This is a genomic window from Clostridium lapidicellarium (assembly GCF_041224415.1).
Lineage (GTDB): Bacteria > Bacillota > Clostridia > Clostridiales > Clostridiaceae > Clostridium_B > Clostridium_B lapidicellarium.
Window position 1 is genome coordinate 64,331 of record NZ_JBGFFE010000008.1, and the last position, 22,857, is coordinate 87,187.

Annotated in this window: 23 protein-coding genes; 19 read left to right on the forward strand and 4 right to left on the reverse strand. The window is 33.8% G+C overall.

Annotation, left to right across the window (positions count from 1 at the left end):
• Window positions 1–19 precede the first annotated feature (19 nt).
• The 3 genes from AB8S09_RS07545 to AB8S09_RS07555 are packed head-to-tail and all read left to right on the forward strand — an operon-like array spanning window position 20 to window position 2,434.
• Entirely contained in the window at window positions 20–994 is a 975-nt protein-coding gene (locus tag AB8S09_RS07545; RefSeq protein WP_369868840.1) for an acyltransferase, read from the forward strand.
• A 58-nt stretch (window positions 995–1,052) separates the two neighbouring features.
• Window positions 1,053–1,706 carry a sugar transferase gene (locus AB8S09_RS07550; protein ID WP_294182160.1) on the forward strand — a complete coding sequence of 218 codons (654 nt, stop codon included), beginning with the start codon at window positions 1,053–1,055 and terminating at the stop codon, window positions 1,704–1,706.
• Entirely contained in the window at window positions 1,706–2,434 is a 729-nt protein-coding gene (locus AB8S09_RS07555) for a WecB/TagA/CpsF family glycosyltransferase (RefSeq protein WP_294182161.1), read from the forward strand. The genes AB8S09_RS07550 and AB8S09_RS07555 overlap by 1 nt, the downstream gene beginning before the upstream one ends.
• 27 nt (window positions 2,435–2,461) lie before the next feature.
• On the opposite strand, the gene AB8S09_RS07560 is transcribed toward AB8S09_RS07555, so the two are convergent.
• Window positions 2,462–2,878 (reverse strand): RrF2 family transcriptional regulator, encoded by a 417-nt coding sequence (locus AB8S09_RS07560; protein WP_294182162.1) that lies wholly within the window; start codon window positions 2,876–2,878, stop codon window positions 2,462–2,464.
• A gap of 144 nt (window positions 2,879–3,022) precedes the next feature.
• A complete protein-coding gene (gene pdaA, locus AB8S09_RS07565) occupies window positions 3,023–3,892 on the reverse strand; it encodes a delta-lactam-biosynthetic de-N-acetylase (protein ID WP_294182163.1) in 870 nt (289 codons plus the stop codon).
• Between the two features lie 109 nt (window positions 3,893–4,001).
• On the opposite strand from pdaA, the gene AB8S09_RS07570 reads away from it, so the two are divergent.
• From AB8S09_RS07570 to sigF, 5 genes are all read left to right on the forward strand, one after another.
• On the forward strand, window positions 4,002–5,789 hold the full coding sequence (locus AB8S09_RS07570; RefSeq protein WP_294182164.1) for an Eco57I restriction-modification methylase domain-containing protein: 1,788 nt from the start codon (window positions 4,002–4,004) through the stop codon (window positions 5,787–5,789).
• A gap of 160 nt (window positions 5,790–5,949) precedes the next feature.
• Entirely contained in the window at window positions 5,950–6,777 is an 828-nt protein-coding gene (gene speE, locus AB8S09_RS07575; RefSeq protein WP_294182165.1) for a polyamine aminopropyltransferase, read from the forward strand.
• Window positions 6,778–7,227: 450 nt separating this feature from the next.
• The gene (spoIIAA, locus tag AB8S09_RS07580; RefSeq protein ID WP_294182166.1) at window positions 7,228–7,563 is read left to right on the forward strand and encodes an anti-sigma F factor antagonist; all 336 of its coding nucleotides are present in this window, start codon (window positions 7,228–7,230) and stop codon (window positions 7,561–7,563) included.
• Window positions 7,564–7,579: 16 nt separating this feature from the next.
• Complete coding sequence (gene spoIIAB / locus AB8S09_RS07585; protein ID WP_294182167.1) at window positions 7,580–8,008, forward strand: anti-sigma F factor; 429 nt, start codon at window positions 7,580–7,582, stop codon at window positions 8,006–8,008.
• Window positions 8,009–8,017: 9 nt separating this feature from the next.
• Window positions 8,018–8,773 carry an RNA polymerase sporulation sigma factor SigF gene (sigF, locus tag AB8S09_RS07590; RefSeq protein ID WP_294182168.1) on the forward strand — a complete coding sequence of 252 codons (756 nt, stop codon included), beginning with the start codon at window positions 8,018–8,020 and terminating at the stop codon, window positions 8,771–8,773.
• Between the two features lie 126 nt (window positions 8,774–8,899).
• Here the strand turns inward: sigF and AB8S09_RS07595 are convergent, their stop codons facing one another.
• Together AB8S09_RS07595 and hpt are read right to left on the reverse strand one after the other, a co-directional pair.
• The gene (locus AB8S09_RS07595) at window positions 8,900–11,263 is read right to left on the reverse strand and encodes a transglycosylase domain-containing protein (protein ID WP_294182169.1); all 2,364 of its coding nucleotides are present in this window, start codon (window positions 11,261–11,263) and stop codon (window positions 8,900–8,902) included.
• A 265-nt stretch (window positions 11,264–11,528) separates the two neighbouring features.
• Window positions 11,529–12,050, reverse strand: coding sequence for a hypoxanthine phosphoribosyltransferase (hpt, locus tag AB8S09_RS07600; protein ID WP_294182170.1), 522 nt, complete (start codon window positions 12,048–12,050; stop codon window positions 11,529–11,531).
• Window positions 12,051–12,235: 185 nt separating this feature from the next.
• Here hpt and hflX point away from each other — a divergent pair, with 185 nt between their 5' ends.
• From hflX to queA, 11 genes are all read left to right on the forward strand, one after another.
• The gene (hflX, locus tag AB8S09_RS07605; RefSeq protein ID WP_369868841.1) at window positions 12,236–14,017 is read left to right on the forward strand and encodes a GTPase HflX; all 1,782 of its coding nucleotides are present in this window, start codon (window positions 12,236–12,238) and stop codon (window positions 14,015–14,017) included.
• 88 nt (window positions 14,018–14,105) lie between these two features.
• A complete protein-coding gene (gene rd, locus AB8S09_RS07610) occupies window positions 14,106–14,267 on the forward strand; it encodes a rubredoxin (protein ID WP_294182172.1) in 162 nt (53 codons plus the stop codon).
• A gap of 138 nt (window positions 14,268–14,405) precedes the next feature.
• Window positions 14,406–15,305, forward strand: a complete 900-nt coding sequence (locus AB8S09_RS07615; protein ID WP_294182173.1) for a nucleotidyltransferase domain-containing protein — start codon at window positions 14,406–14,408, stop codon at window positions 15,303–15,305.
• Window positions 15,306–15,454: 149 nt separating this feature from the next.
• Window positions 15,455–16,861, forward strand: coding sequence for an aminotransferase-like domain-containing protein (locus AB8S09_RS07620; protein ID WP_369868842.1), 1,407 nt, complete (start codon window positions 15,455–15,457; stop codon window positions 16,859–16,861).
• Between the two features lie 65 nt (window positions 16,862–16,926).
• On the forward strand, window positions 16,927–17,571 hold the full coding sequence (locus AB8S09_RS07625) for a YigZ family protein (RefSeq protein ID WP_369868843.1): 645 nt from the start codon (window positions 16,927–16,929) through the stop codon (window positions 17,569–17,571).
• Window positions 17,572–17,668: 97 nt separating this feature from the next.
• Window positions 17,669–18,409, forward strand: coding sequence for a YebC/PmpR family DNA-binding transcriptional regulator (locus AB8S09_RS07630; protein ID WP_294182175.1), 741 nt, complete (start codon window positions 17,669–17,671; stop codon window positions 18,407–18,409).
• Window positions 18,410–18,553: 144 nt separating this feature from the next.
• Window positions 18,554–19,378 carry a ComEC/Rec2 family competence protein gene (locus tag AB8S09_RS07635; protein ID WP_294182176.1) on the forward strand — a complete coding sequence of 275 codons (825 nt, stop codon included), beginning with the start codon at window positions 18,554–18,556 and terminating at the stop codon, window positions 19,376–19,378.
• A gap of 61 nt (window positions 19,379–19,439) precedes the next feature.
• Window positions 19,440–20,036: a hypothetical protein gene (locus AB8S09_RS07640; RefSeq protein ID WP_369868845.1), complete on the forward strand. Its 597-nt coding sequence runs from the start codon at window positions 19,440–19,442 to the stop codon at window positions 20,034–20,036.
• 135 nt (window positions 20,037–20,171) lie between these two features.
• Window positions 20,172–20,762 (forward strand): Holliday junction branch migration protein RuvA, encoded by a 591-nt coding sequence (gene ruvA / locus AB8S09_RS07645; protein ID WP_369868846.1) that lies wholly within the window; start codon window positions 20,172–20,174, stop codon window positions 20,760–20,762.
• 14 nt (window positions 20,763–20,776) lie between these two features.
• Complete coding sequence (gene ruvB / locus AB8S09_RS07650) at window positions 20,777–21,778, forward strand: Holliday junction branch migration DNA helicase RuvB (protein ID WP_369868847.1); 1,002 nt, start codon at window positions 20,777–20,779, stop codon at window positions 21,776–21,778.
• Window positions 21,779–21,808: 30 nt separating this feature from the next.
• Window positions 21,809–22,834, forward strand: coding sequence for a tRNA preQ1(34) S-adenosylmethionine ribosyltransferase-isomerase QueA (gene queA / locus AB8S09_RS07655; protein WP_369868848.1), 1,026 nt, complete (start codon window positions 21,809–21,811; stop codon window positions 22,832–22,834).
• Window positions 22,835–22,857: the final 23 nt, after the last annotated feature.

Sequence of the window (22,857 nt, forward strand, 5' to 3'; positions counted from 1 at the left end):
AAAAAAGCGTATTTTAGGCATGGATGTAATAAGAGCTCTTTCGATAATTGCAGTTATATCACTGCATGTTTCGGCAACCGTACTATACAGATGCAGGCCATATTCTTCCACTTACAATACATCGTTTATAGTAAACCAACTCTCCAGGTTTTGTGTACCTGCCTTTATAGTTATCTCAGGAATGGGGCTTACTGTAAATTATAGAGAAGGAGAAAGCTATTCTGAATTTATAATGAAGAGGTTTTTTAGAGTAGTTCCGCAGTACATAGTGTGGTGTGTTCTTTATATATTGATAATAACCAGGAATTTTAACATAGTGGAGGATATCAACGATATAATTTATGGGAATGTATTTTATCATTTTTATTATGTACCTTTGATAATTGAATTTTATATAATATTTCCGTTCATATATAGATTTATGGGTAAAAGATGGTGGCTTTTGCTTAGCTTTGCGGTTACAATTTTTTTATTGGTGGATACATATTATTTTGGAAATATTTCCTCAAAGTATTGGTTTTGGGATAAGAAAAATTTGCTATACTGGATTTTTTATTTTTCCCTAGGTGGTTATATGGGCAAAAATATTGACAAAATCTCCAGTAAGCTTAATAGACATGCTTTTTCAATTTTTTTATTTTTTCTAATTTCGGTTTTTATAATTATATATGGATTTGTCTCCGGAAATCAATTTAACAAAAATGTGGATTATGCTACAACTTTTCAAAGACCTGCTGTACTTCTTTATTCTACGGCATTTATATTTTTCGTTTTTAGTTTTAGATTTAAAAAGGGGTTTGTTATGAAAATTGTAAGATATATATCGGATATGTCCTATGATATATATCTGGTTCAATCGGGCATACTGTATCTTTATACAGAATATTACATAGGCAGATATGTTCACGCGGATAGTTTGAATTTTGAAGTAAGTGCTTTTTTGGTGACTGTCTTTGGATCTATTATTTTAAATAAATTAAAAAAAGTTTTATAACGGAAATATTTATGGTATAATAAGTAAAATATAGGAGAGTAGGTGAATTTACTAGGTTATGCAGGCACATGAAATAGAGATAAATGTTGAAAAAGATATAAAAAGCAAGGCAGTGCAGTTCTTTTTTAAAAGGGTATTTGACATTGTACTTTCTGCTGTGGGAATTGTATTATTGAGTGTGGTTTTTATCATACTTGCCATCTGGGTAAAGGTGAATTCAAAGGGACCTGCTATTTTTAAACAGGTGAGAGTCGGAAAAAACGGCAGGGAGTTTACAATATATAAGTTTAGAACAATGGTTGTGAATGCAGAAGAAAAACAAAAGCTTGATATCGATCCAGATAATTTAGAAAATTTTGTATTTCAGAGTAAGGATGACAGCAGGGTGACTAAATCCGGTGCTTTTTTGAGGAAAACAAGCTTGGATGAAATTCCACAGCTCTTCAATGTATTTTTGGGAAATATGAGTTTGGTGGGACCGAGGCCCGAGATACCTGATGTAGTTAAGCTGTATCCAAAAGCCTACAGGCAGAGGCTTTTGGTCACTCCAGGAATAACAGGTCTTGCCCAGGTAAATGGCAGGGGAGAAATAGAACTTGGCAAAACTGTCCATTATGATTTGACATATATAAAAAATTTTTCTATTCTTATGGATATCAAGATCCTGTTTAAAACGGTTTTTTCCGTATTTAAAAGCGAAGGTGCGTTTTAATGTTTATTAGGCTTCTAAAATACAATGTGTTTAACGGAAGTAAATCAGAACTTATGAAATATATAAGTGAATTTTCAAAAGTAAATATAGTATCAGGCAACCCGGAAGTGCTTTACAATGGACTTTACAATGATCTGCTGTTGAAAAATTTTACAAGTCCCAGTACTGTAATAATTCCGGATGGAATTGGCACCCTTTTGGCGTCTAGAATTGTGGGCAGACCTGTAAAGGAAAAAATAGCGGGCATTGAAGTGATGGAAGACATAGTGAAAAAATGTGAAAAAAAAGGCAAATCCATTTATTTACTTGGTGCAAGACAGCAGGTTCTCGATAGGTGCAGAGAGAATTTGAAAAAAAAGTATCCCCTTTTGAATATATCTGGAAGTCACAACGGATATTTCGATTTAAATGATTGTGAAAACATACTTGAGGATATAAAATCCAGTAATCCCTATGCCATATTTGTAGCCATGGGGGCTCCAAAACAGGATATCTTTATATCACAGAATATGGATAAACTTCCCTGCAGGATATTTATGGGTGTAGGAGGGAGTTTTGATGTATTTGCAAAAAAGGTAAAAAGGGCTCCAAAATGGATGATAGCTCTAGGACTTGAATGGTTGTATAGAGTTATTAGAGAGCCCTCTAGAATAAAAAGACTGGTATTAATACCCAAATTTTTGTTAAAAGTCATAGACTTCAATAAAAGTCGATCTAAAACTGGTTGATTTTTAATCAGACAGGATCATGCAGAATTATTTGATGTTATTTTCCATAATATCTTTGAAGTTGATACTTTCCAGTTCTTTGATTAATTTGTTTTGTACTTTTAAAAGTGAGTTGTGTATACCACAGTGTCCATTTCTATTTGCAGTACAATGTCCGGGATCATATAAACATCTATTCAAATAAATTGGTCCGTCAATAGCTTTAATTATACTCATAAAAGTTATTTTCTCGGGCATGAGATTTAATGCATAACCCCCATTAACTCCCCTGTAGGATTTAATTATACCTGAGTGAGTTAATTTTCTTAAAAGTTTAAGAAGAAATCTAAGTGGTACATTTTCATCCTTAGCTATGGATTTAGCTTCAATTTTCTTACCATAACCCAATTTTGACAAATAGAGTACAACTCTAAGGCCATAGTCTGATTCCTGTGTAATTCTCATATGCATATCTCCCCAAAAATATTTATTTTTATGTAATTGACAAATTAGGTACAATTAAAAATATTAATCTATAATTTAATTATACCTAATTTATACTATAATATAAAGTGTAAAGTTACATGATACATATAATAATGTATATCTTTATGGCAATTTATTTAAACTCTCGAAAGTATATCCCTGATTTTTCCAGTCCCTTATCACGGAGTCCAATATTTCAGAATTTGTTTTTGAAACTGCATGAAGCAATATGATTGCTCCATTGTGTGTTCTTCGGCTTATCATTTTTTTAGATTCTATGGGAGAGGGCTGTCTTTTGATATTCCAATCGTTGTATGCAAAGCTCCAGAATATAGTTTTATAGCCTAACTTTTTTGTGTAAAATAGGGAAAGTTCACTGTATTTTCCCATGGGAGGCCTAAAAAAATGCGGCATTTCTTTGCCCGTAACTTTTTTATATGCATCTTCCGTTACAGAAAATTCATTTTCAAATTTTATAGGATCTTTTGCAGTTTGTGCCATTGAAGGGTGTTTTGTAGAATGATTGCATACTAAATGACCTTCATTTACCATTCTCTTTATCAGTTCCGGGTTGCTTTTTATATAGGGAGTTGTGACAAAGAATGCGGCGGTTGCATTGTTGGATTTTAATATATCCAATATTTTTGAAGTATATCCGTTTTCATATCCTTCGTCAAAAGTTAAATAAAGTACTTTTTTTGAGGTGTCTCCCAGATAGTAAGCCGAGTAATTGTTTATGAGTTTTAAAATGTTTTCAGGTTCTTCTGAAGGAGTGCCGTTATTGTTTGGCTTGAAAAACCAATTTTTTTCACTCCTGTCCAATTTTGATATATCCAAATTTTGAAGTTTACCTGTTTCAGGAATTGCCTTTTGTTTAAAAGTAAAGGATTTGCTGTATGCTGCAGGACTTATTTGCCTATAGAAGGCCAAGACCGTGTGTGAGTATAAAAAAATTGTACATATTAAAAAAAGTGATGTTAATTTTTTAAACATAGCTTTATAAACCACCTACCTTATGAGATATAATTTATGTTATACTTAATTTGATAATTTATACTTGAGCTTTAAAGGCAGCATTGACAAATTTTATAATATGTATACAGTGAAAATTGGAGATGGCGATGTGCATGATTTTATTGAAGATATTGGGAAAATCTATGAATTTATTAACACGGAGCTGGACAGCAAGATCAAACTTGAATTTATAAAAAACTGTAAAAAAAAATTTAATATGGGAAAAAACCAAGAGTTTGCAGGTTATTATTATAAATTGAAAAATGTAAATAAAGCAAAAGGTGTCATATATACACCTTGTGAAATATCAAGATATATGATTAAAAATCTGGTAAAACCCATAGATGTGATTGAAAATCCGTTTTTAAAGATAGTGGATCCTTCCTGTGGATGCGGTAATCTGATATTTTCATGTTTCCATTACTTGAGGAACATATTTGTTAATAATTTAGAATCCATAAATAAATACAACAATATTGATTTAAAAATTGAAGATATAAATAAACACATAGTATATAATAATTTATTTGGATTTGACATAGATGAAACCGCGATAAAAATTTTAAAAATAGATCTGTTTAACTTCAGCGGGGTGGTAAGTTCAAAAAATTTTGCAGTAAAAGATTTTTTGGTAGAATGCATAGATGAAAAATTTGATATATTTATAGGGAATCCCCCTTATATAGGACATAAACAAATAGATAGAAACTACTGCCAAAATCTAAAAGGGATATATGGCAGCATATATGGGGATAAGGGTGATGTATCGTACTGCTTTTTTAAAAAAGCGCTGGATTGTTTAAAAGAGATGGGTAAGCTTGGTTTTATTACCTCCAGATATTTCTGTGAAGCATACAGCGGTAAGGATCTTAGAAAATTTTTAATTGAAAATTCTTCCATATATAAGATTGTAGATTTTTATGGAATACGACCATTTAAAAATGTGGGAGTCGATCCCATGATAATATTTTTAATTAAAAGAAGAAATTTCCAAAATAATGTAGAGATTATAAGACCTAAGAAGAATATTCAAATGGAGAAGAAAGAATTTTATGATTCTCTGTTTGTGAAAAAAGATGGGGACTATAGGCATTTTTTTATGGATCAGAATTTTATGGGAAGCAGCGGCTGGATATTTATTGATAAAACTGAGAGGAGTATAATTGATAAAATAAGAAGGAAAAGTGAGCACACGCTGGAAGATATATGTGAAAGTCATCAGGGGCTGATAACAGGCTGTGATAGAGCCTTTATAGTTGATGAATCTGTTCTAAGGGGGAAAAATATCGAAAGTGCTTTGATTAGACCCTGGATAAAAAGCAGCTGCATACATAGAAATAAAGTAGTACATAGTGGAAAATTTATTATATACTCTAATTTTATAGAAGATGAAGCAGATTATCCCAACTCTATAGAATACATAGGATCATATAAGAAAAAGCTTCTAAATAGAAGAGAGTGCAGAAGGGGATTTAGAAAATGGTATGAACTTCAGTGGGGAAGGAAACCTGAGATATTTGAGGGCAAAAAAATTGTTTTTCCATATAAATCTAAAGACAATAGGTTTGCCATAGATGAGGGAAGTTATTTTAGTGCAGATGTATATTCGCTGGTGCTGAAAAAGGATGTAGATATGACTTACAGCGATTTACTTAAAATTTTAAACAGCCCTTTATATGAATTTTACTTTAAAACCTTTGGGAAAAAATTAGGAGAAAATCTGTATGAATATTATCCCAATAATTTGATGAGGCTGAAGATCCCGCTTATTGATTTTTTTGAGGTAAACGATGTGGAAGGATATTTATATAGATTTTTTGAATTGACAAAAGAGGAAATTAAAATTGTAAGACAAAGTTATTATGTTGATGAATAGAGTAAACAGCTATCTTGTCACAATACGGAATTATTGGTATAATAATATTTATCCGAACGCTGCCATTGTTAATATTCCCAGCTTCTCAAAGTGGTGGATAGGCAATGCTGCACACCTGGATAAGAAAATTAGATTTTAAAGATGACAGGGGGTTGTATTTATGGATTTATGGCTAAGAGAAGGTCAGGTTTCAGATGCCGTTATGACGTATAAAGTAAAGCAAACTTTGATCAGGGAAAAAACTAAGTATCAGGATCTGGCCATAGTGGATACATACAGCTTTGGAAAAATGCTTGTTTTGGATGGAATAGTTCAAACCACCGTTAGGGATGAATATGTATATCATGAGATGATAACCCATATACCTTTATTTACACATCCAAATCCCAAAAGGGTACTTGTAGTTGGAGGCGGAGACGGTGGTTCTGTAAAGGAAATTTTAAAGCATCCTGCGGTGGAAAAGGTTGTTCTCTGTGAAATTGACAGTGAAGTCGTCAATCAGTGCAAGAAATATCTTCCTGAAATAAGTTTTGCACTAGAAGATCCAAGATGTCAGATTCTTATTGGGGACGGTATAAAGTATGTGCGTGAACATAAGGACAGTTTTGATGTTGTCATAGTTGATTCCACAGATCCTTTCGGTGCTGCAGAAGGTTTGTTTGGCAGGAACTTTTACAGCGAAATATATGACTGTTTAACTGAAAACGGTATATTTGCGGCTCAGACTGAGACCCCGTTTTATTTACCCGGAGAAGTAAAAAAAATATATGAAAATGTAAAGTCTGTTTTCCCAATAGCAAAATTGTTTATGGCAGGTATACCAACTTATCCAAGTGGATTTTGGAGTTTTACACTGGGTTCCAAAAAATATGATCCGCAGAGCGTAGACCTGTCTTCGAGAGAGGATATAAATACAAAATATTATACAAAAAAATTACATAAGGTCTGTTTTGTACTTCCTAAATTCATAGAAGATTTGACAAGATAGAGCATCATATATTGTATAAAGATGCATTTAGCAGAACAATGACTGCTGGGTGTGTCTTTTTATTTGGCCAATTTTCCCACTGAGGGTTGAAAAATGACATATGTTTAAAAATAATCTAAATATATGTTTAAAAATATAGGATATGGTAAAAATGAATAATAAAATGACTAACGAAAAAAAAAGGAAGATTATTACACTTATAGAATAATAATTATGGTGATGTTTTATTCTACATGTTACAAAAAAATAATAGAGGGGGGGTAAAAATGTCTGGCTCGGACTATGCATATTTTGCATATGCTAAAGTTTATATACTGAACTTTAGTCATATAACACGACACCAATATTATGTAAGTGTTATATGGTAAATTAAAGTTAAAATTGTATTTTAACGCTAAAATTATATTAAAAAATTCCATAGTATAATCTTAGTAGAGCTTTGGATAATCTATGAATTTAGAATTTCAGGTTAAAATTGACAAACTCTTGGTAAACATGAGAGGAGAATTGGATCATCATAGTGCAGAAGAAGTTAGAAACAGAATTGACGATAGGTTGGACAGGGATGGATTAAATAAACTTATAATGGATTTTTCGGGAGTAAGTTTTATGGATAGTTCTGGAATAGGTGTAGTTATTGGAAGGTATAAAAAATTGGATTTAAAGAATGGTTCCATGTGTATTGTGGGGGCAAATGATTTGGTAAAAAGGGTATTTGAACTTTCAGGTCTATTTAAAATTGTAAAGCTTTATAACAGTGTTGAGGAAGCAATCGAGAATATTTAATGGGGGGATAAATATTATGTACGATAACAGTATGAAGGTAGAGTTTGTTAGCAAATCTCAAAATGAAAGTTTTGCCAGAGTGGCGGTGGCAGCTTTTGTATCACAGCTGGATCCTACGATAGAGGAGTTAACAGATGTGAAAACTGCAGTTTCGGAGGCTGTTACAAATTCTATTATTCATGGTTATGAGAATAGGGAAGGAATAGTTAAGATTGAGGCTTTTATTAAAGACAGAGAACTTACCCTGACTGTAGAAGATGAAGGAATAGGCATAGAGGATATAGATTTGGCCAGACAACCGCTTTATACATCTAGACCTGATCTTGAAAGATCAGGCATGGGATTTACTGTAATGGAGACTTTTATGGATTCACTTAAAGTGGAATCTAAAAGAAATAAAGGGACAAGAGTAATAATGAAAAAAGTTTTTAATTCATTAAGTTAGGTGAATATTATGGATGAAGAAGCAGTAAAAAAATCAAAGTATAGTTATGAAGATAACTTGGAATTAATTAAATATGCCAAACAGGGAGACAAGGAAGCTCTAAACAAGCTGGTAAAACTAAATTTGCCATTGGTATCTACCATAAGTAAAAAGTTTTTGAATAGAGGATATGAATATGAAGATATATTCCAGATAGGATGTATGGGGCTTATGAAGGCGGTGAACAATTTTGATCCAAGTTATAATGTAAAATTTTCTACATATGCTGTACCAATGATATTGGGAGAGATAAAGCGATTCTTAAGAGATGACGGAATGATAAAAGTGAGCAGAAGTGTAAAAAATACGGCTAAGAAACTTCACTATGACAGAGAGGCACTGACGAAGAAATTGGACAGAGAACCTACTGTGGAAGAACTGTCCGAGTACTCTGGTATAGAAGTGGAGGATCTGGTATTTGCTACAGAATCTGCCACCAATTTGCAATATCTTTATGATACTATACATCAGGACGACGGCTCTCCGGTCCTTCTGATAGATAAAATAAGTGACAATCCAAATGAAGATGTGGAAATGGTGGATAGAATCGCACTTAAAGAGGCACTCAAGGATTTAGATGTAAAGTCAAGGCAGATCATAATGCTTAGATATTTTAAGGATAAAACTCAGGTTCAGGTAGCTAAAATGTTGGGAATAAATCAGGTACAGGTTTCTAGGATAGAAAAGAAAGTTTTGAAAACCATGAAAAAAATTCTGGGTGGATAATTGAAAGTGAAGTGCAGAGTGTGAAAGAGTTTGATGCACAGTTGAATTTACACGGCAGGTTCTCTTTTTCAGAATACCAAAAAGAGTGCCGGTAAACTGTCCAGAAAATAGTTTACCGGCGCTTCTTTATTTTAATTCTGTGTTCGGTGTTTCAGAAGGTGTATTGTCATCGGGATTTTCAGTATTTTCATCGTCGTTTGTATTATCTTGCGTATTGTCATTTCCGGAACTGTTATTGCCGCGGTTCGGATTTGTATTGCTCTTTCTTGTATTTTTGGCGTTTCTGCCTTCAGTGTTCCTATTTTCTGTAGTTTTATTATTATCTGTTTTATTCGTATCATTTGGAAGATAATCAAAGATGTTCCAGGAACGGTGCATATCACAGTAGTCAGTGGGAACTGTGCCCGCTATAAAGAATTCAGTATAAACCGTACTGCCTGCCGGATCCGTATAACAAGCTACAGTTGGTAATTTGCCGGATTCAGAACAGATTGATTGTGCCACTACTCCAGAAGGCATTTTGATATCTTTTGCAGGTAAACCTTCATGGAAGGGAGACATTATGTCTGCCCAGAGTTTAGCTGCAGAATTACTGTTGAGTGAGGTATTTAAAACCGTATTGTCATCATTGCCAATCCATACTGCAGCCGAATAGTATGGAGTCAATCCACAAAACCATAAATCCTTGTTGTCACTGGATGTACCAGTTTTACCTCTTACAGGCATATTTCCAAAATTGGCATTAGGTGCTGTTCCCTCTTGACTGACAGGTCCTTTTAACATATCGTACATTATATAACTCCCCTGGGGAGAGAGAACCTTTTTTGTTCTGGTTTTGTTATCCAATAAAATTTTACCATTTCTGTCTACGACTTTGGTATAAAGCTTGGGGTAGGTGTATGTGCCATTATTTCCAAAGACTCCGTAAGCTGAAGACATTATAAGGGTATTTACACCGTGATGAAGCTGGCCTAAGGATAAAGCAGATATGCTGCCCCTGTCGTCTTCATCTAAGGTTATTCCGAATTTCTCAGCATAATCGGCACCGGCTTTCAATCCCAGTTTATCTTCCAGTTTTACTGCAACTAAATTTATGGAATGAGTTATGGCTGTTCTCAAAGTCATAGTTCCGCCTATGTATGTATCGTCCTTGGGTTGATATGGAGGTTCTCCAGGTGAAGCGTATTTATTTGCAATATCATCTGGTAATGGTGAATCTTCAAAAGTACTTGCTGCTGTAAATTTCTTCGAATCTATGGCGGGGCTGTATACAGTTAATGGTTTTATGCTGGAACCTGGAGGTCTCAGATAGTTTTCAGATGAAGCCCTGTTAAAAGATCTGGCTGGTTGAGTGCCTCTTCCACCAACTAGAGCCTTGATTTCCCCTGAATGATAATCCATTACTACAGCGGAAGCCTGAGGCTGTGCTATTCCATTTTTATCTACGGAAGAAGTCTGGAATATATTGTCATTATCCAGTATGTTCTGAGTCTTTAACTGTAGATTTTTATCCATTGTAGAGTATATTTTTAAACCATCATACATAAGCAGATTGTTTATTTGCTCATCGTCATAATTGTATTTGGATTTCAAATCCTTTTTTACCGAACTTATAACGGATGTTGTAAACCATTCGTTATTATAACCGTTGTTTACGGTGGGCTGCGGGTTGATATCCAATTTACCCGTTGAAATGTCATTTGTGGCTGAAGTATATTGAGCCCGGGATATATATCCGTTTTCATACATTTTCTTTATTACAGTAGCAGTTCTGTTTAGATAAATAGATGGATTTTTTTGTGCAACTGCAGAATAGGGATAATATACAGATGGACTTTGAGGCATGCCTGCAATAAAGGCACATTCAATTAAATTTAAGTCTTTTGCAGATTTCCCGAAATATTGTTTGGAAGCTGCTTCAACTCCAAGGGCCCTTCCACCTAGAAAGATCGTGTTCATATATGCTTCCAATATCTGATCCTTGCTTAATTTTCGTTCAAGTTGTAGGGAAAGGTATATTTCCTGCAGTTTTCGTTTGTAGGACACCTCCGACGACAGAAACACGCTTCTTACTAACTGCTGTGTTATTGTAGATGCACCTTGAATATCCGATCCTCTTACAAGTTTGCTTTTGATATCTATTAATGTTACTCCAATTAGCCTTTTTAAATCTATGCCCCTATGTTTGTAAAACCGTTCATCTTCTATGCTAACAAAAGCATTTTTTAAATTTTTAGGCATACTGCTAAATGGAATTACTGTCCTTTGTTGGGAAGTGACCACTGTATCCATTGGTTCATTTTTATTGTCATACAGAACAGAAGGTTCACTCAAATTTAATATTTGATTTATATCCAATTTAGGAGAATCTTTTATTATTGCAAGGGATATACCCACTAATACCATAAGTGCTATTATCAGCAAGCTAAATAAAATTTTAGGAGCTTTTCTGGAAGTCTTAGCTTGGGTTTTTTTATGTCTTTTGACCATAATTGTCCTCCTTGTTTTAACCTTTACATTTAAATTATTATAACATAAATTAAAGTGTTAATGGAATGTTAATGAAACGTGTAAATTTTCAGATAAATAAAAGGAGATTTTTTAATAATAATATATATTATAGCAGTGTTTATATTGATATGATAACTAAACGGAAAGGCTTTTTGGTGTTAATAGAATCATAGAAGATCAATATGGGAAAAATTATAGGCATATACCTGAAATTTTTCCTCAAATCTACTCCTAGATTTAATTATTAATCCCAATTGAATACATAAGGTATATTTCTATAGTAATCCCCATAATTAAGGCCGTAACCTGCTACAAATACATCGGGTATTTTAAAACAGTAAAAGTCCGGCTTTAGAGAAACCTTCCGCCTTTCAGGTTTGTCCAATAATACACAGGATTTTATACTTGAAGCACCTCTGGATTTTATATGATTTATGACAAAATTCATGGTTATACCTGTATCCATTATATCGTCTACAATTAGTACATCACACCCGTGAATATCATCTACTATGTCATTTAGAATCTTTACTTTTCCAGATGAGGTCTCCGAGTTTTTATAACTTGACGTTCTCATAAACCCTATTTTTAAAGGAAGATCTATTTGTCTCACTAGATCTGATGTAAATATAAAACTTCCTCTCAGAAGAGATAATACGTATAAGTTTTTATCTTTATATTCCTGACTCAGTATTTCCCCCAAATCTTTTACTTTGCTAGCAATTTTTTCCTTGGCTATCAATATATTTTTTGACTTATTTTCCATTACAAACCTCCAATTAATGACATATTAAGACGCTGGCTTCAATTTATATTATTAATCTTAGCAATATTTTTGTAAATTTTCAATGGCTGTGTATTAATTTGTATATTGTTCATTGAATTTTAGAATTATAAATTATAGGAGATTTATGATATGATTACAGTGAGCTGAAAGTTGGAGATGATATTATGATATATGGTAATGTTGACGGAGTAAAAAAGTATGCACTTGATAGATTGAAAAAAATTTATGACATGCAAGTGCCTAAGGATGTTTTGTGCAGCAGGGAAATTGTGGGGATTATCTGGAATTTTTCAATTTATTTGAATAGAGAGATAAGTGTGGCCGTTAACAGAAGGGGAGAAGTTGTAAATGTGACTATTGGGAACAGCAGTACTGTTGACATAGGGAAATTTACCTCTCTTGAAAATAGACTTTCTGGTATCAGAATAATACATACACATCCTGGAAGCAGGGCCCGACTTTCTATGGTGGATGTTTCGGCTTTGACTAAATTAAAGCTTGATTGTATAGCTGCCGTGGGAATTAAAAATGGTGTCATTGAATTGTGCATGGGATTTTGTAAAATAGAAGATAAATTGATTAAGGCGGAAATTTCAAATGAAATTACCTTGGATGAGGGATTACAATATAATATATTGGATAAAATATATGGGGTAGAAGAAACTTTAAAATTAAAGGACATATCGGAAGAAAAAGGTGAAAGAGCAGTACTTGTGGGGACAGACAATAGAGAAAGCTTAAATGAGCTGGAAGAATTGGCTAGAGCCTGTAACGCAGAGACATTGGAAAAGGTATTTCAGAAAAGAGATACCATTGATGCCGCCTTTTACATTGGAAAGGGAAAAGTGAAAGAAATAGGCATGATATGTCAGATAGAAAATGCCAATTTAGTTATTTTTGACGATGAACTGTCCGGATCACAAATAAGGAATTTAGAGGAAAATCTGGGAGTTAAGGTAATAGACAGAACTGTCCTGATACTTGATATATTTGCAACCAGGGCGAAGAGCAGAGAATCTAAAATGCAGGTGGAACTGGCACAACTCGAATATAGATTTGCCAGGCTTTCAGGGCTTGGAACAGTTTTATCCAGAACTGGAGGAGGTATAGGAACCAGGGGACCTGGCGAAAAAAAACTGGAGACCGACAGAAGGCATATAAGGGAGAAAATATATGAAATTAAAAGTGAGCTTAAAAAAGCAGGGAAGGTCAGAGATATTCAAAGGCGGAGAAGAAATGGAACCTGTAAAATTTCTCTGGTTGGATATACTAATTCGGGAAAATCTACTTTGAGGAATATGCTGTGTGAAATTGCTGCCCCGGGTGAAATTGCCAGTAAAGGAAAGGCATTTGAGGCAGATATGTTATTTGCAACTTTGGATACGACTACCAGAGCTGTTGAATTAAAAGACGGAAGAATAGTTACTGTTACTGATACAGTAGGTTTTATAAATAAACTTCCCCATGATCTGATAGAATCCTTCAAATCCACTTTAGAAGAGATAAATTATTCAGATCTGATATTACATGTGGTAGATGTATCTTCCAGCCGTGTGGAAAAACAAATGGAAGTTGTGAATAAAGTTTTAAAAGAACTTTCGCTGGGGGAAAAACCGGTCCTTGTAGTGCTCAATAAAGTAGATAAAGTAGATAAGGATAGAGTAAAAGCCATAATGTCTGAGTGTAGAAGTTTAGATGTGGTTTGTGTATCAGCTAAATACGGTATCAATTTGGAAGAACTTTTGGAAAAAATATCAGATCTTCTTCCGACGAGTATAAAAAAAGTTCAGTGTCTGATTCCGTATACGAAGCAGTCGTTGGTGTCATTTATTCATAATAATTGTAAAATTGAAAAAGAGAAATATGGAGAAAGGGGAACTTATATAACTGCACTGGTTGATGAAAAATGCTATGATAAAATAAAGGAGTTTGTAGTTAGGCAATAGCTTGTATTATAGGATAATATATATTGACTTAAAAAATCTACTGTGACATAATGATATTGTATTTTATTAATGCATAGGAGGAATTGCAATGGATAAATATGTTTGTACTGCTTGTGGTTATGTCTATGATCCTGCAGTAGGGGATCCGGATTCGGGAGTTAAGCCGGGAACTCCATTTAAAGATTTGCCGGAAGATTGGGTATGCCCGGTTTGTGGTGTTCCAAAAAGTCAGTTTGAAAAAAAGGAATAATTAGTATATTGAAATGACAGTGCTGAATAGTGTAAAATGGTATCTGAAGATATGATAGAAGTATTATATCTTCAGATATTTTTTTGTACAGTTGATATGATTTTTGAGAGACAAAAATTTAAAGGGGGCTTATAAAAGATGGAAAAGACTATTTTGCAGTATCAAAAAGCTTTTAATGTTGTTGTCAAAAGGCTTAAGAGTAATGATTCTGTTCTTGCAGTTATGGTTTTTGGGAGTATGATTACCGGAGATTTATGGGATGAATCCGATATCGATTTGCTTATAATATGCAGGAACAATATGGACAATGTGAAAAATTTGTATACTGAGGAGGAAGATGTGCCGATTCATGTGAAACTCATGAGCAAGAATAATTTTTTGCAATTGCCCAAACAGGATTTGAAGGGAGGGTTCATTCACAGGATAATATCTTCTTCCAAGCTGATTTTTTCTAAAGATTTAGATATAACCTCTAAATATGATGTCAGGAGGTATTATCCGGATCTGGACAGAGAGAGGTGGAATATGGTTTACCTCGGGGATCTGTTTAAAAGTATGAGTATATGTAAAAAATATCTTCAAAATGATGGAATTTACACTTCTTATATTGCAGCAGTACGATCGATAGAAGAATTTTCTAAATTATATATAAATTCTTCCGGACACATGGTAAGCAAGGATACTATGACTATGGCCATGAATTTAAATGATGATTTTAAAGTCTGTGTGGATAATTTATTTTTTAGTAATATTGAGGAGATAAAAAAATCTATAGAGGATACAATGAATTACCTGAAGAAAAACATAGATAAAAATATTCAAAACGTTACAAATATACTTTTAAATTATATGAGAAAAAAAGATTGTTTCCTGAGCTCTGAGGATATAAAAAAAGACGAAATGTTTTATAACTATAATATAAATATGGAAGAAATTTTAAATGAGTTGTGGAAAAGAGATTTAATTAAAAAAGAATATAGAAATTACAGGGCAAAAGATGGAACGTCTCTATTTAAGGAAAACGTGTATTTTATATAGATATTTTCTGAATACAGCAGAAAGATTTAATGCTAAAATTTATTTTGGTTTTTGGTATTAAATCTTTTCCTTTTGTGATATTGTGTTTGTATGAAATAGTACGAAACGGTTTTATTCTTAATATATAAAAAAGGAGAATCAATTTTCTATTGAATAAATATTTGATGGATTTAGGTAGGGGAAAAGTTAAGTATTTGCTTATAGAGAAACACATAAGAAATTTAATAGATAAAAGTGAAATAAGAGACGGTGAGAAGCTGCCTACTATAAGACAGTTGGCACAGCTTTTGAAAGTGAATAATGTTACCATAGTAAATGCCTATAAAAGCCTTCAAAATAAGGGGTATGCTGTTTCTAAAATGGGGAGCGGAACATATGCAAAAAAAAGAGATACAAATAAGAATTTTAATAGAGAATATTCTAGAGCTTTAAAAAAAATATTCAGCAATAAAATAGGAAATTACATAGATTTCACGGGAGAAATGGCCAGCGGAGAATTTTTTCAGATAAATTTTTTCAAAGATGTTCTAAACGAAGTATTAGACAGAGATGGCTCTGAGGCCCTGATTTACCAGGAACCTTTGGGGTATGAAGGCTTGAGAAGAAGTATAAGCGATATTTTTTGGAAGGGCAGTGTAAATGCGGAGGACATACTTATAATTTCCGGGGCACAGCAGGGGATAGATGTTGTGTCAAAAGCTATTTTAAATACATATGACAGTGTGGTAGTTGAGAAACCTACTTATAGTGGTGCATTGTCCGTATTTAAATCCAGAAGATCAGATATATTTGAAATACCGATAGAAAAAAATGGTGTAAATGTGGATAAGCTTGAAAAAATACTTCAAAAAAATAATATAAAATGTTTTTATACCATGAGCTATTTTCAGAATCCGTCCGGTATAAGTTATAATGATGAAAAGAAAAAGCAAATATTGAGGTTGGCAGAGATATATAATTTTTATATAATAGAAGATGATTATCTTTCAGAATTGATTTATGATAGTGATATAAAATATAATAGTTTTAAAAGTTTAGATCAGAATGACAGAGTTATTTATATAAAAAGTTTTTCAAAAATATTCTTACCCGGCATAAGAATTGGGTATTTAATACCTCCTAGAAAATTTAGAGAAAATATCCAAAATTCTAAAATCAATACGGATATAGCTACTTCAAGCCTTATGCAAAGGGCATTGGATTTGTACATTAGAAAAGGTATGTGGAAAGATTACATTGATATGCTGAATATCAAATATAGGGATATGTATATGTATATGGAAAAATGCATAGTTAAGTATTTGAAAGGCAAGGTAGATTTTATAAAACCAGGTGGAGGACTGCACTTTTATTTGAAAATTAAAGACAATATTAAAATGGATTCTATAACTTTATTTAAAGAGGCAAGACATAGGGGGGTATTGATTACTCCAGGTTCATTGTATTATAAGAATCCTCTGGAGGGCAAAAAATATTTTAAAATTGCCTTTTCACATGTGTGTAGGGAAAATATAAAAAAAGGAATTCAGATATTGAGCGATCTTATAACTGTATGATTTAATTTATTACATATTTTTATATGATAATTTAATGAGGGATACTTTGAAAGGTGGGGTAACGTATGGGATATTTTACAGTAAGGAATCAAGCCAGCTCGAGGTTTGAGGAAAAAAAATCTATATTTGTTGGAAATGTAAAGAGAGTATATACTGAAAGTGATGCCAAAAAGTTTATAAATACAGTGAGAGAACAAAACCCTAAGGCAGCACATAACGTGTACGCATATGTAGCAGGAGAAAAAATGAATATTCAGAGATGCAGTGATGACAGGGAGCCGCAGGGAACTGCAGGAATACCTGTTTTAGAAGTGATTAAAAAAAAGAAGCTTACGGATATCGTAGTAGTTGTTACAAGATATTTTGGAGGAGTGCTTCTAGGGAAAAGCGGGCTTATAAAAGCTTATTCCAAATCTGCTGCTTTGTCTATCGATAAGGCAAAAGTGGTAGAAAGGGTAAAGGGATCTCCCATAGATATATCTGTAGCTTATGAAAATCTGGGAAAGTTACAGTATTTCCTTGAACAAAAATCAATTCCCATAGAGAACATAAAATATGCTGATAAGGTTCAGCTGTCAATAAATTGCGTTCTAGAAGATGTTGATCCACTGATAAATGAAATAATAGATGCAACTAATGGAAAATGTGAACTCATAGTGGGAGATGAAGAGTTTTATTTTAAAATTGATAACGCTCTTGTCAAGGAATAAAGCCTCATATTTGTAGTGAATTACTTTTATATGTTATAATACAATCTGTGTATGTCAATAAAATAGTTGTAAATTGTAAGTTGGGAGGAAATTTAATATGTCAGGACATTCAAAATGGCATAATATACAGGCAAAAAAAAGCAAGGTAGATGCAAAAAAAGGTAAGATATTTACTAAAATAGGGAAAGAACTGGCTATTGCAGCTAAAACTGGCGGCTCAAATCCGGACAGCAATTCAAAGTTGAGAGATGTGATGGCAAAAGCCAAAGCAAACAATATGCCCCAGGATACGGTAAATAGGGCTATCAAAAAAGGTGCCGGAGAGATGGAAGGGGTCAACTATGAAGAAATATCTTATGAAGGATATGGACCCGGTGGAGTTGCTATAATAGTAAAAGCACTGACCGATAATAAAAATAGAACGGCAAGCAGTGTAAGGTCTGCATTTTCAAGGCACGGTGGAAATCTGGGAGCTAATGGGTGTGTGTCATGGATGTTTCAGACCAAGGGTCAGATTATTGTAGAGAAAAAAGAAGGCATCGATGAAGATGACATTATGATGAAGGCATTGGATGCCGGTGCAGAGGATTTTGATTCCCAGGACGAAGTCTTTGAAATAATTACTTCTGTAGAGGATTTCGGAACAGTCAGGGAAAAATTAGAAAAGGACGGATTTGATTTCTTGTCGGCGGAAATTACTATGATACCGGATAATACTACAGCTGTCGATATGGAAACTGCTGAAAAAGTTCAGAAATTAATAGATGTTCTTGAAGAAGACGATGATGTTCAAAATGTCTATCATAATGCAGACTTTCCTGAAGATTTTGAAGGCTGATGGGAACTTGTAAAATTTAATACATAAAGTAAAAGTCATCTCTGATTAGTGTTGGAGATAGTTTTTTGCTGTCGATTTTTTAGAATATAACAATTTTAATTGTAAAAAATAATAATAGCTGCTGATTATGAAGGAGTAAGAAACATGAAAAAGATACTGGCTATTATTATTTTTGCGATTATGCTGTATATGAACAGCGTTACGTTAGCTGATTTTGGAAAATATGAAGTACATTTTTTAGGCGTCGGTCAAAGTGACTGTACTTTAATAAAAGCCGATAATAAGAATTATTTAATAGATACAGGAGCTGCTTACTATACCAAGAGGATTATAAAGTATTTGGATTTAAACCATATAGAAAGAATAGATGGAATAATACTTACTCATTATCATGATGATCACTACGACGGTATAATTAAGATAGCCAAGTCTAGAGAAGTTGGTAAAGTTTATCTTCCAGATCATGAAAATTATATTAGAAATATTTTAAGTGACAAATTGAATAAGATGGGAGTAAGAATTGAATATATAAAAAAGGGCTGGGAAATTAAAAATTACGGATGTGTTTTAAAGGCTGTAGGGCCAATTCATAAGAGTGGAACTGTGGAAAATAACAATTCTATAGTTCTGCAGGGCAAAATAAACGGTTTAAAGTATATATTTGCAGGAGATTGTGAAAGATCAGAAGAAGAAGATATGTTAAAAGCTGATGAACTTGGGAAGTGTGATGTGCTTAAAGTTCCCCATCACGGACTGAATACGAGTACTACGGGCAGGTTCCTGGAAAAAGTGAAGCCCAGAGTGGCCATTATAACGAGCAATGGAACTGGAACTCCTGATAAAAGAGTTGAAAATAGACTGGTAAAGAGCGGGGCCATAGTTTGGAGAGTGGATAATCAGGGCAATATAGTTATCAAGGATGATTTATTGTACTGCAGTAAAAATCATACCAGTATAAGATTGAAATAATATTGCTAATATGTATAATTTCTGTAAAAATGTCCATAATATTTAAAAAAGGAGGGATATTATGGACAGAAGAAAAATTCGCAGTGCAGTTTTGGCTGTTTTTACTATTTTGATCTTTGGACTAAGCTGTTATATATGTGTGGTGGGATTTCAAAATATAAATATGGGAAAAAAGTTAAGCCAAGCTTCTAAAAATTCCTATGACACCGTAAAGGTGAATTCTTCTATAAATAATGTTGTAGCTGGAAATGCCAAGATAATATTCAAGATAAAATACGGTAAAAGCGGTGAAGTACAAGTAGAAAAACAGGAATCTGCAGGAAAATTAACCGGCAAGAAAAAAAATGAAGTTGAAAAAACATACAAAAATGTAGGATATAAAATTGAGAAATTCAGTTCCAAAGAAGTGATTTTGATAAAAAATATAAATAAATATGCACCTGATAAATATGTGCTGGGAATAAAAAATGGATTTATAGCCATATATAAGACAGACAGACAGGGAAACATGTTTATAGAAAATGAGAAGAGAGATATAACCCATATAAGCACTGACAGGTTAAAACAGGAAGATATTAAACTCCTGACCAAGGGAGACAAATATTTTCAGTGTAATACGAGAGAAGAAGCAGAGGCACGCCTTGAAGACTATGAATAATGGTCTTTAAGGCTATTTTACATGGAAGAACCGGGCTTTGGCATACTTTATACTTGAACTAAGATATTTAAAATGATAAAGTATATAATATATGCGGCAGTAGTATTTTCAATACTTGGTATGGGGGAATTTTAGATGTATGAGTATATAAAGGGAATATATAAAGGTGTGGATAGAGACTATATCATAGTTGAAAACAACGGGATAGGTTATAAGATAAACACATCGGGCAGTACTATTGCCAAAACCCCTAAAATAGGCGAAAATATATTATTGTATATACAGCAAATAGTGAGGGAGGACTTTATAGGCCTGTATGGTTTTTTGACAAAAGAAGAAATAAACATGTTTAATCTTTTGCTGACTATAAATGGCATAGGTGCCAAAGCGGCGCTTTCACTTCTGTCTATAAGCAGTATTGCTAATTTGAAATATGCTATAATATCTGGGGATGAAAACAATTTGGTAAGGGCTCCCGGAATTGGGAAAAAAACTGCCCAGAGAATTATTCTGGAGTTAAAAGACAAGATATCCCCGGAGGAAGCTGAAAATTGTAAAGATGGTTTGCAGGAATTTGATGTTGATAAAAACACTTCTGAAGTTGTGGAAGCACTTAGAGCTCTTGGATATTCCGAGAAAGAATCAAATAGTGCCTTAAAGGTAGTGGACAGTAATGCTTCTGTCGAAATTATGATAAAACAGGCTTTGAAATTTTTAATGAATTAGGCTAGGTGATGGGTGTGGAAAATAGAATAGTCACTCCATACAATGTGGAGGGTGATGCTGAAAATGAGCATAATTTGAGACCTAAAAGACTTAGTGAATATATAGGACAGAGCAAGATAAAGAAAAAACTTAAGATATTTATAGAAGCTGCAAAAAACAGGAAGGAAGCATTGGACCATGTACTTCTTTACGGACCGCCTGGACTGGGGAAAACTACTCTCGCAAATATAATTGCCAAAGAAATGGGAGGCAATCTGAAGGTAACTTCGGGTCCGGCTATAGAAAGGGCGGGAGATCTGGCCGCAATACTTACCAATTTGGATGACGGAGATGTTCTCTTTATAGATGAAATACATAGGTTAAATAGAAGTGTGGAGGAAATACTGTATCCTGCTATGGAAGATTATGCTCTTGACATAGTTATAGGAAAGGGAGCGGCTGCAAAATCCATAAGACTGGATTTACCTAAATTCACATTGATAGGAGCTACTACCAGGATAGGACTTTTGACTTCTCCTTTGAGAGACAGATTTGGCATGTTATGTCCCATGGAATTTTATGGAGAAAAAGAACTCAGTGAAATTATAATCAGATCTGCAAAGATACTCAATATAAACATAGAATATGAAGCTGCCCTGGAAATAGGGGAGAGATCCAGAGGAACTCCCAGAATTGCAAACAGACTTTTGAAAAGAGTGAGAGATTATTCAGAGGTCAAGGGCAATGGAACAATAGATGTTAAAACCAGCAAACTTGCTTTGAAGTTATTGGAGGTAGATGAAGAGGGATTTGACAGCATAGATAACAAGATATTAAGAGCTATAATCGATAATTTCAATGGAGGTCCTGTTGGAGTGGAAACACTGGCCTATTTTATAGGAGAGGAATTGGATACTGTAGAGGATGTATATGAGCCCTATTTACTTCAAAAGGGTTTTATAATAAGGACGCCTCGTGGAAGAATGGCATCCGACAAGGCATACAGGCATTTCAATAAAACCAGAAGAGAGCAATAATTTGGACAAAAAGAAACGGAGTGAAATTTATTGAAACTTACAGATTTTGATTTTTATTTACCTAAGGAGTTAATTGCGCAGCATCCGTTGAAGCAGAGGGACGAAGCAAGACTTATGGTATTGGACAAAAAAACGGGCAAGGTGGAACACAGGATATTTAAAGATATAGTAGATTATTTAAATCCGGGGGACTGCCTTGTATTGAATGATACGAGGGTTTTACCTGCCAGGCTCATAGGGAAAAAAGAAGGTACAGGCGGTAAGATGGAAATTTTGCTGCTGAAGAGAAATGAGGATGATACCTGGGAGACTCTGGTTAAGCCTGGGAAGAGAGCCAAAGTTGGCGATAGATTTGATTTTGGGAACGGAGAACTAAAAGCTGAAATAGCCGAAATAAAAAAAGATGGAAATAGAATAGTCAAATTTGAATATGAAGGGATATTTGAAGAAGTGCTGGATAAACTTGGGCAAATGCCTTTGCCGCCTTATATAAAAGAAAAATTGAAGGACAAGGAGATGTACCAGACAGTATATTCCAGGGAAAAGGGATCGGCAGCAGCTCCTACAGCAGGGCTTCATTTTACAAAAGAATTACTCCGAAAAATAGAAAATAAGGGGGTCAAGCTTGCTTTTTTGACTTTGCATGTGGGTATTGGAACCTTTAGACCAGTTAAAGTTGAAAATATAGAAGACCATGACATGCACTCGGAATATTATTCCATGTCGAAAAAGACAGCTGATATAATAAATGAGGCCAGAGAAAGAGGACATGACATAATTTCAGTGGGGACCACTTCCTGCAGAACTCTTGAAACTGTGGCGGATGAAAATGGAAAAGTGAGAGAACAGTCGGGCTGGACAGACATATATATTTACCCAGGCTATAGATATAAAATAGTAGATAAGCTTATAACAAATTTTCATCTACCCAAATCAACTCTTATAATGCTGGTAAGTGCACTCTGCGGTAGAGAAAAAATATTGAATGCCTATCATGTGGCAGTTGAAAAGGGATATAGATTTTTTAGTTTTGGAGATGCCATGTTTATCAAATGATTGAATTGCTAACTGTCAATTGT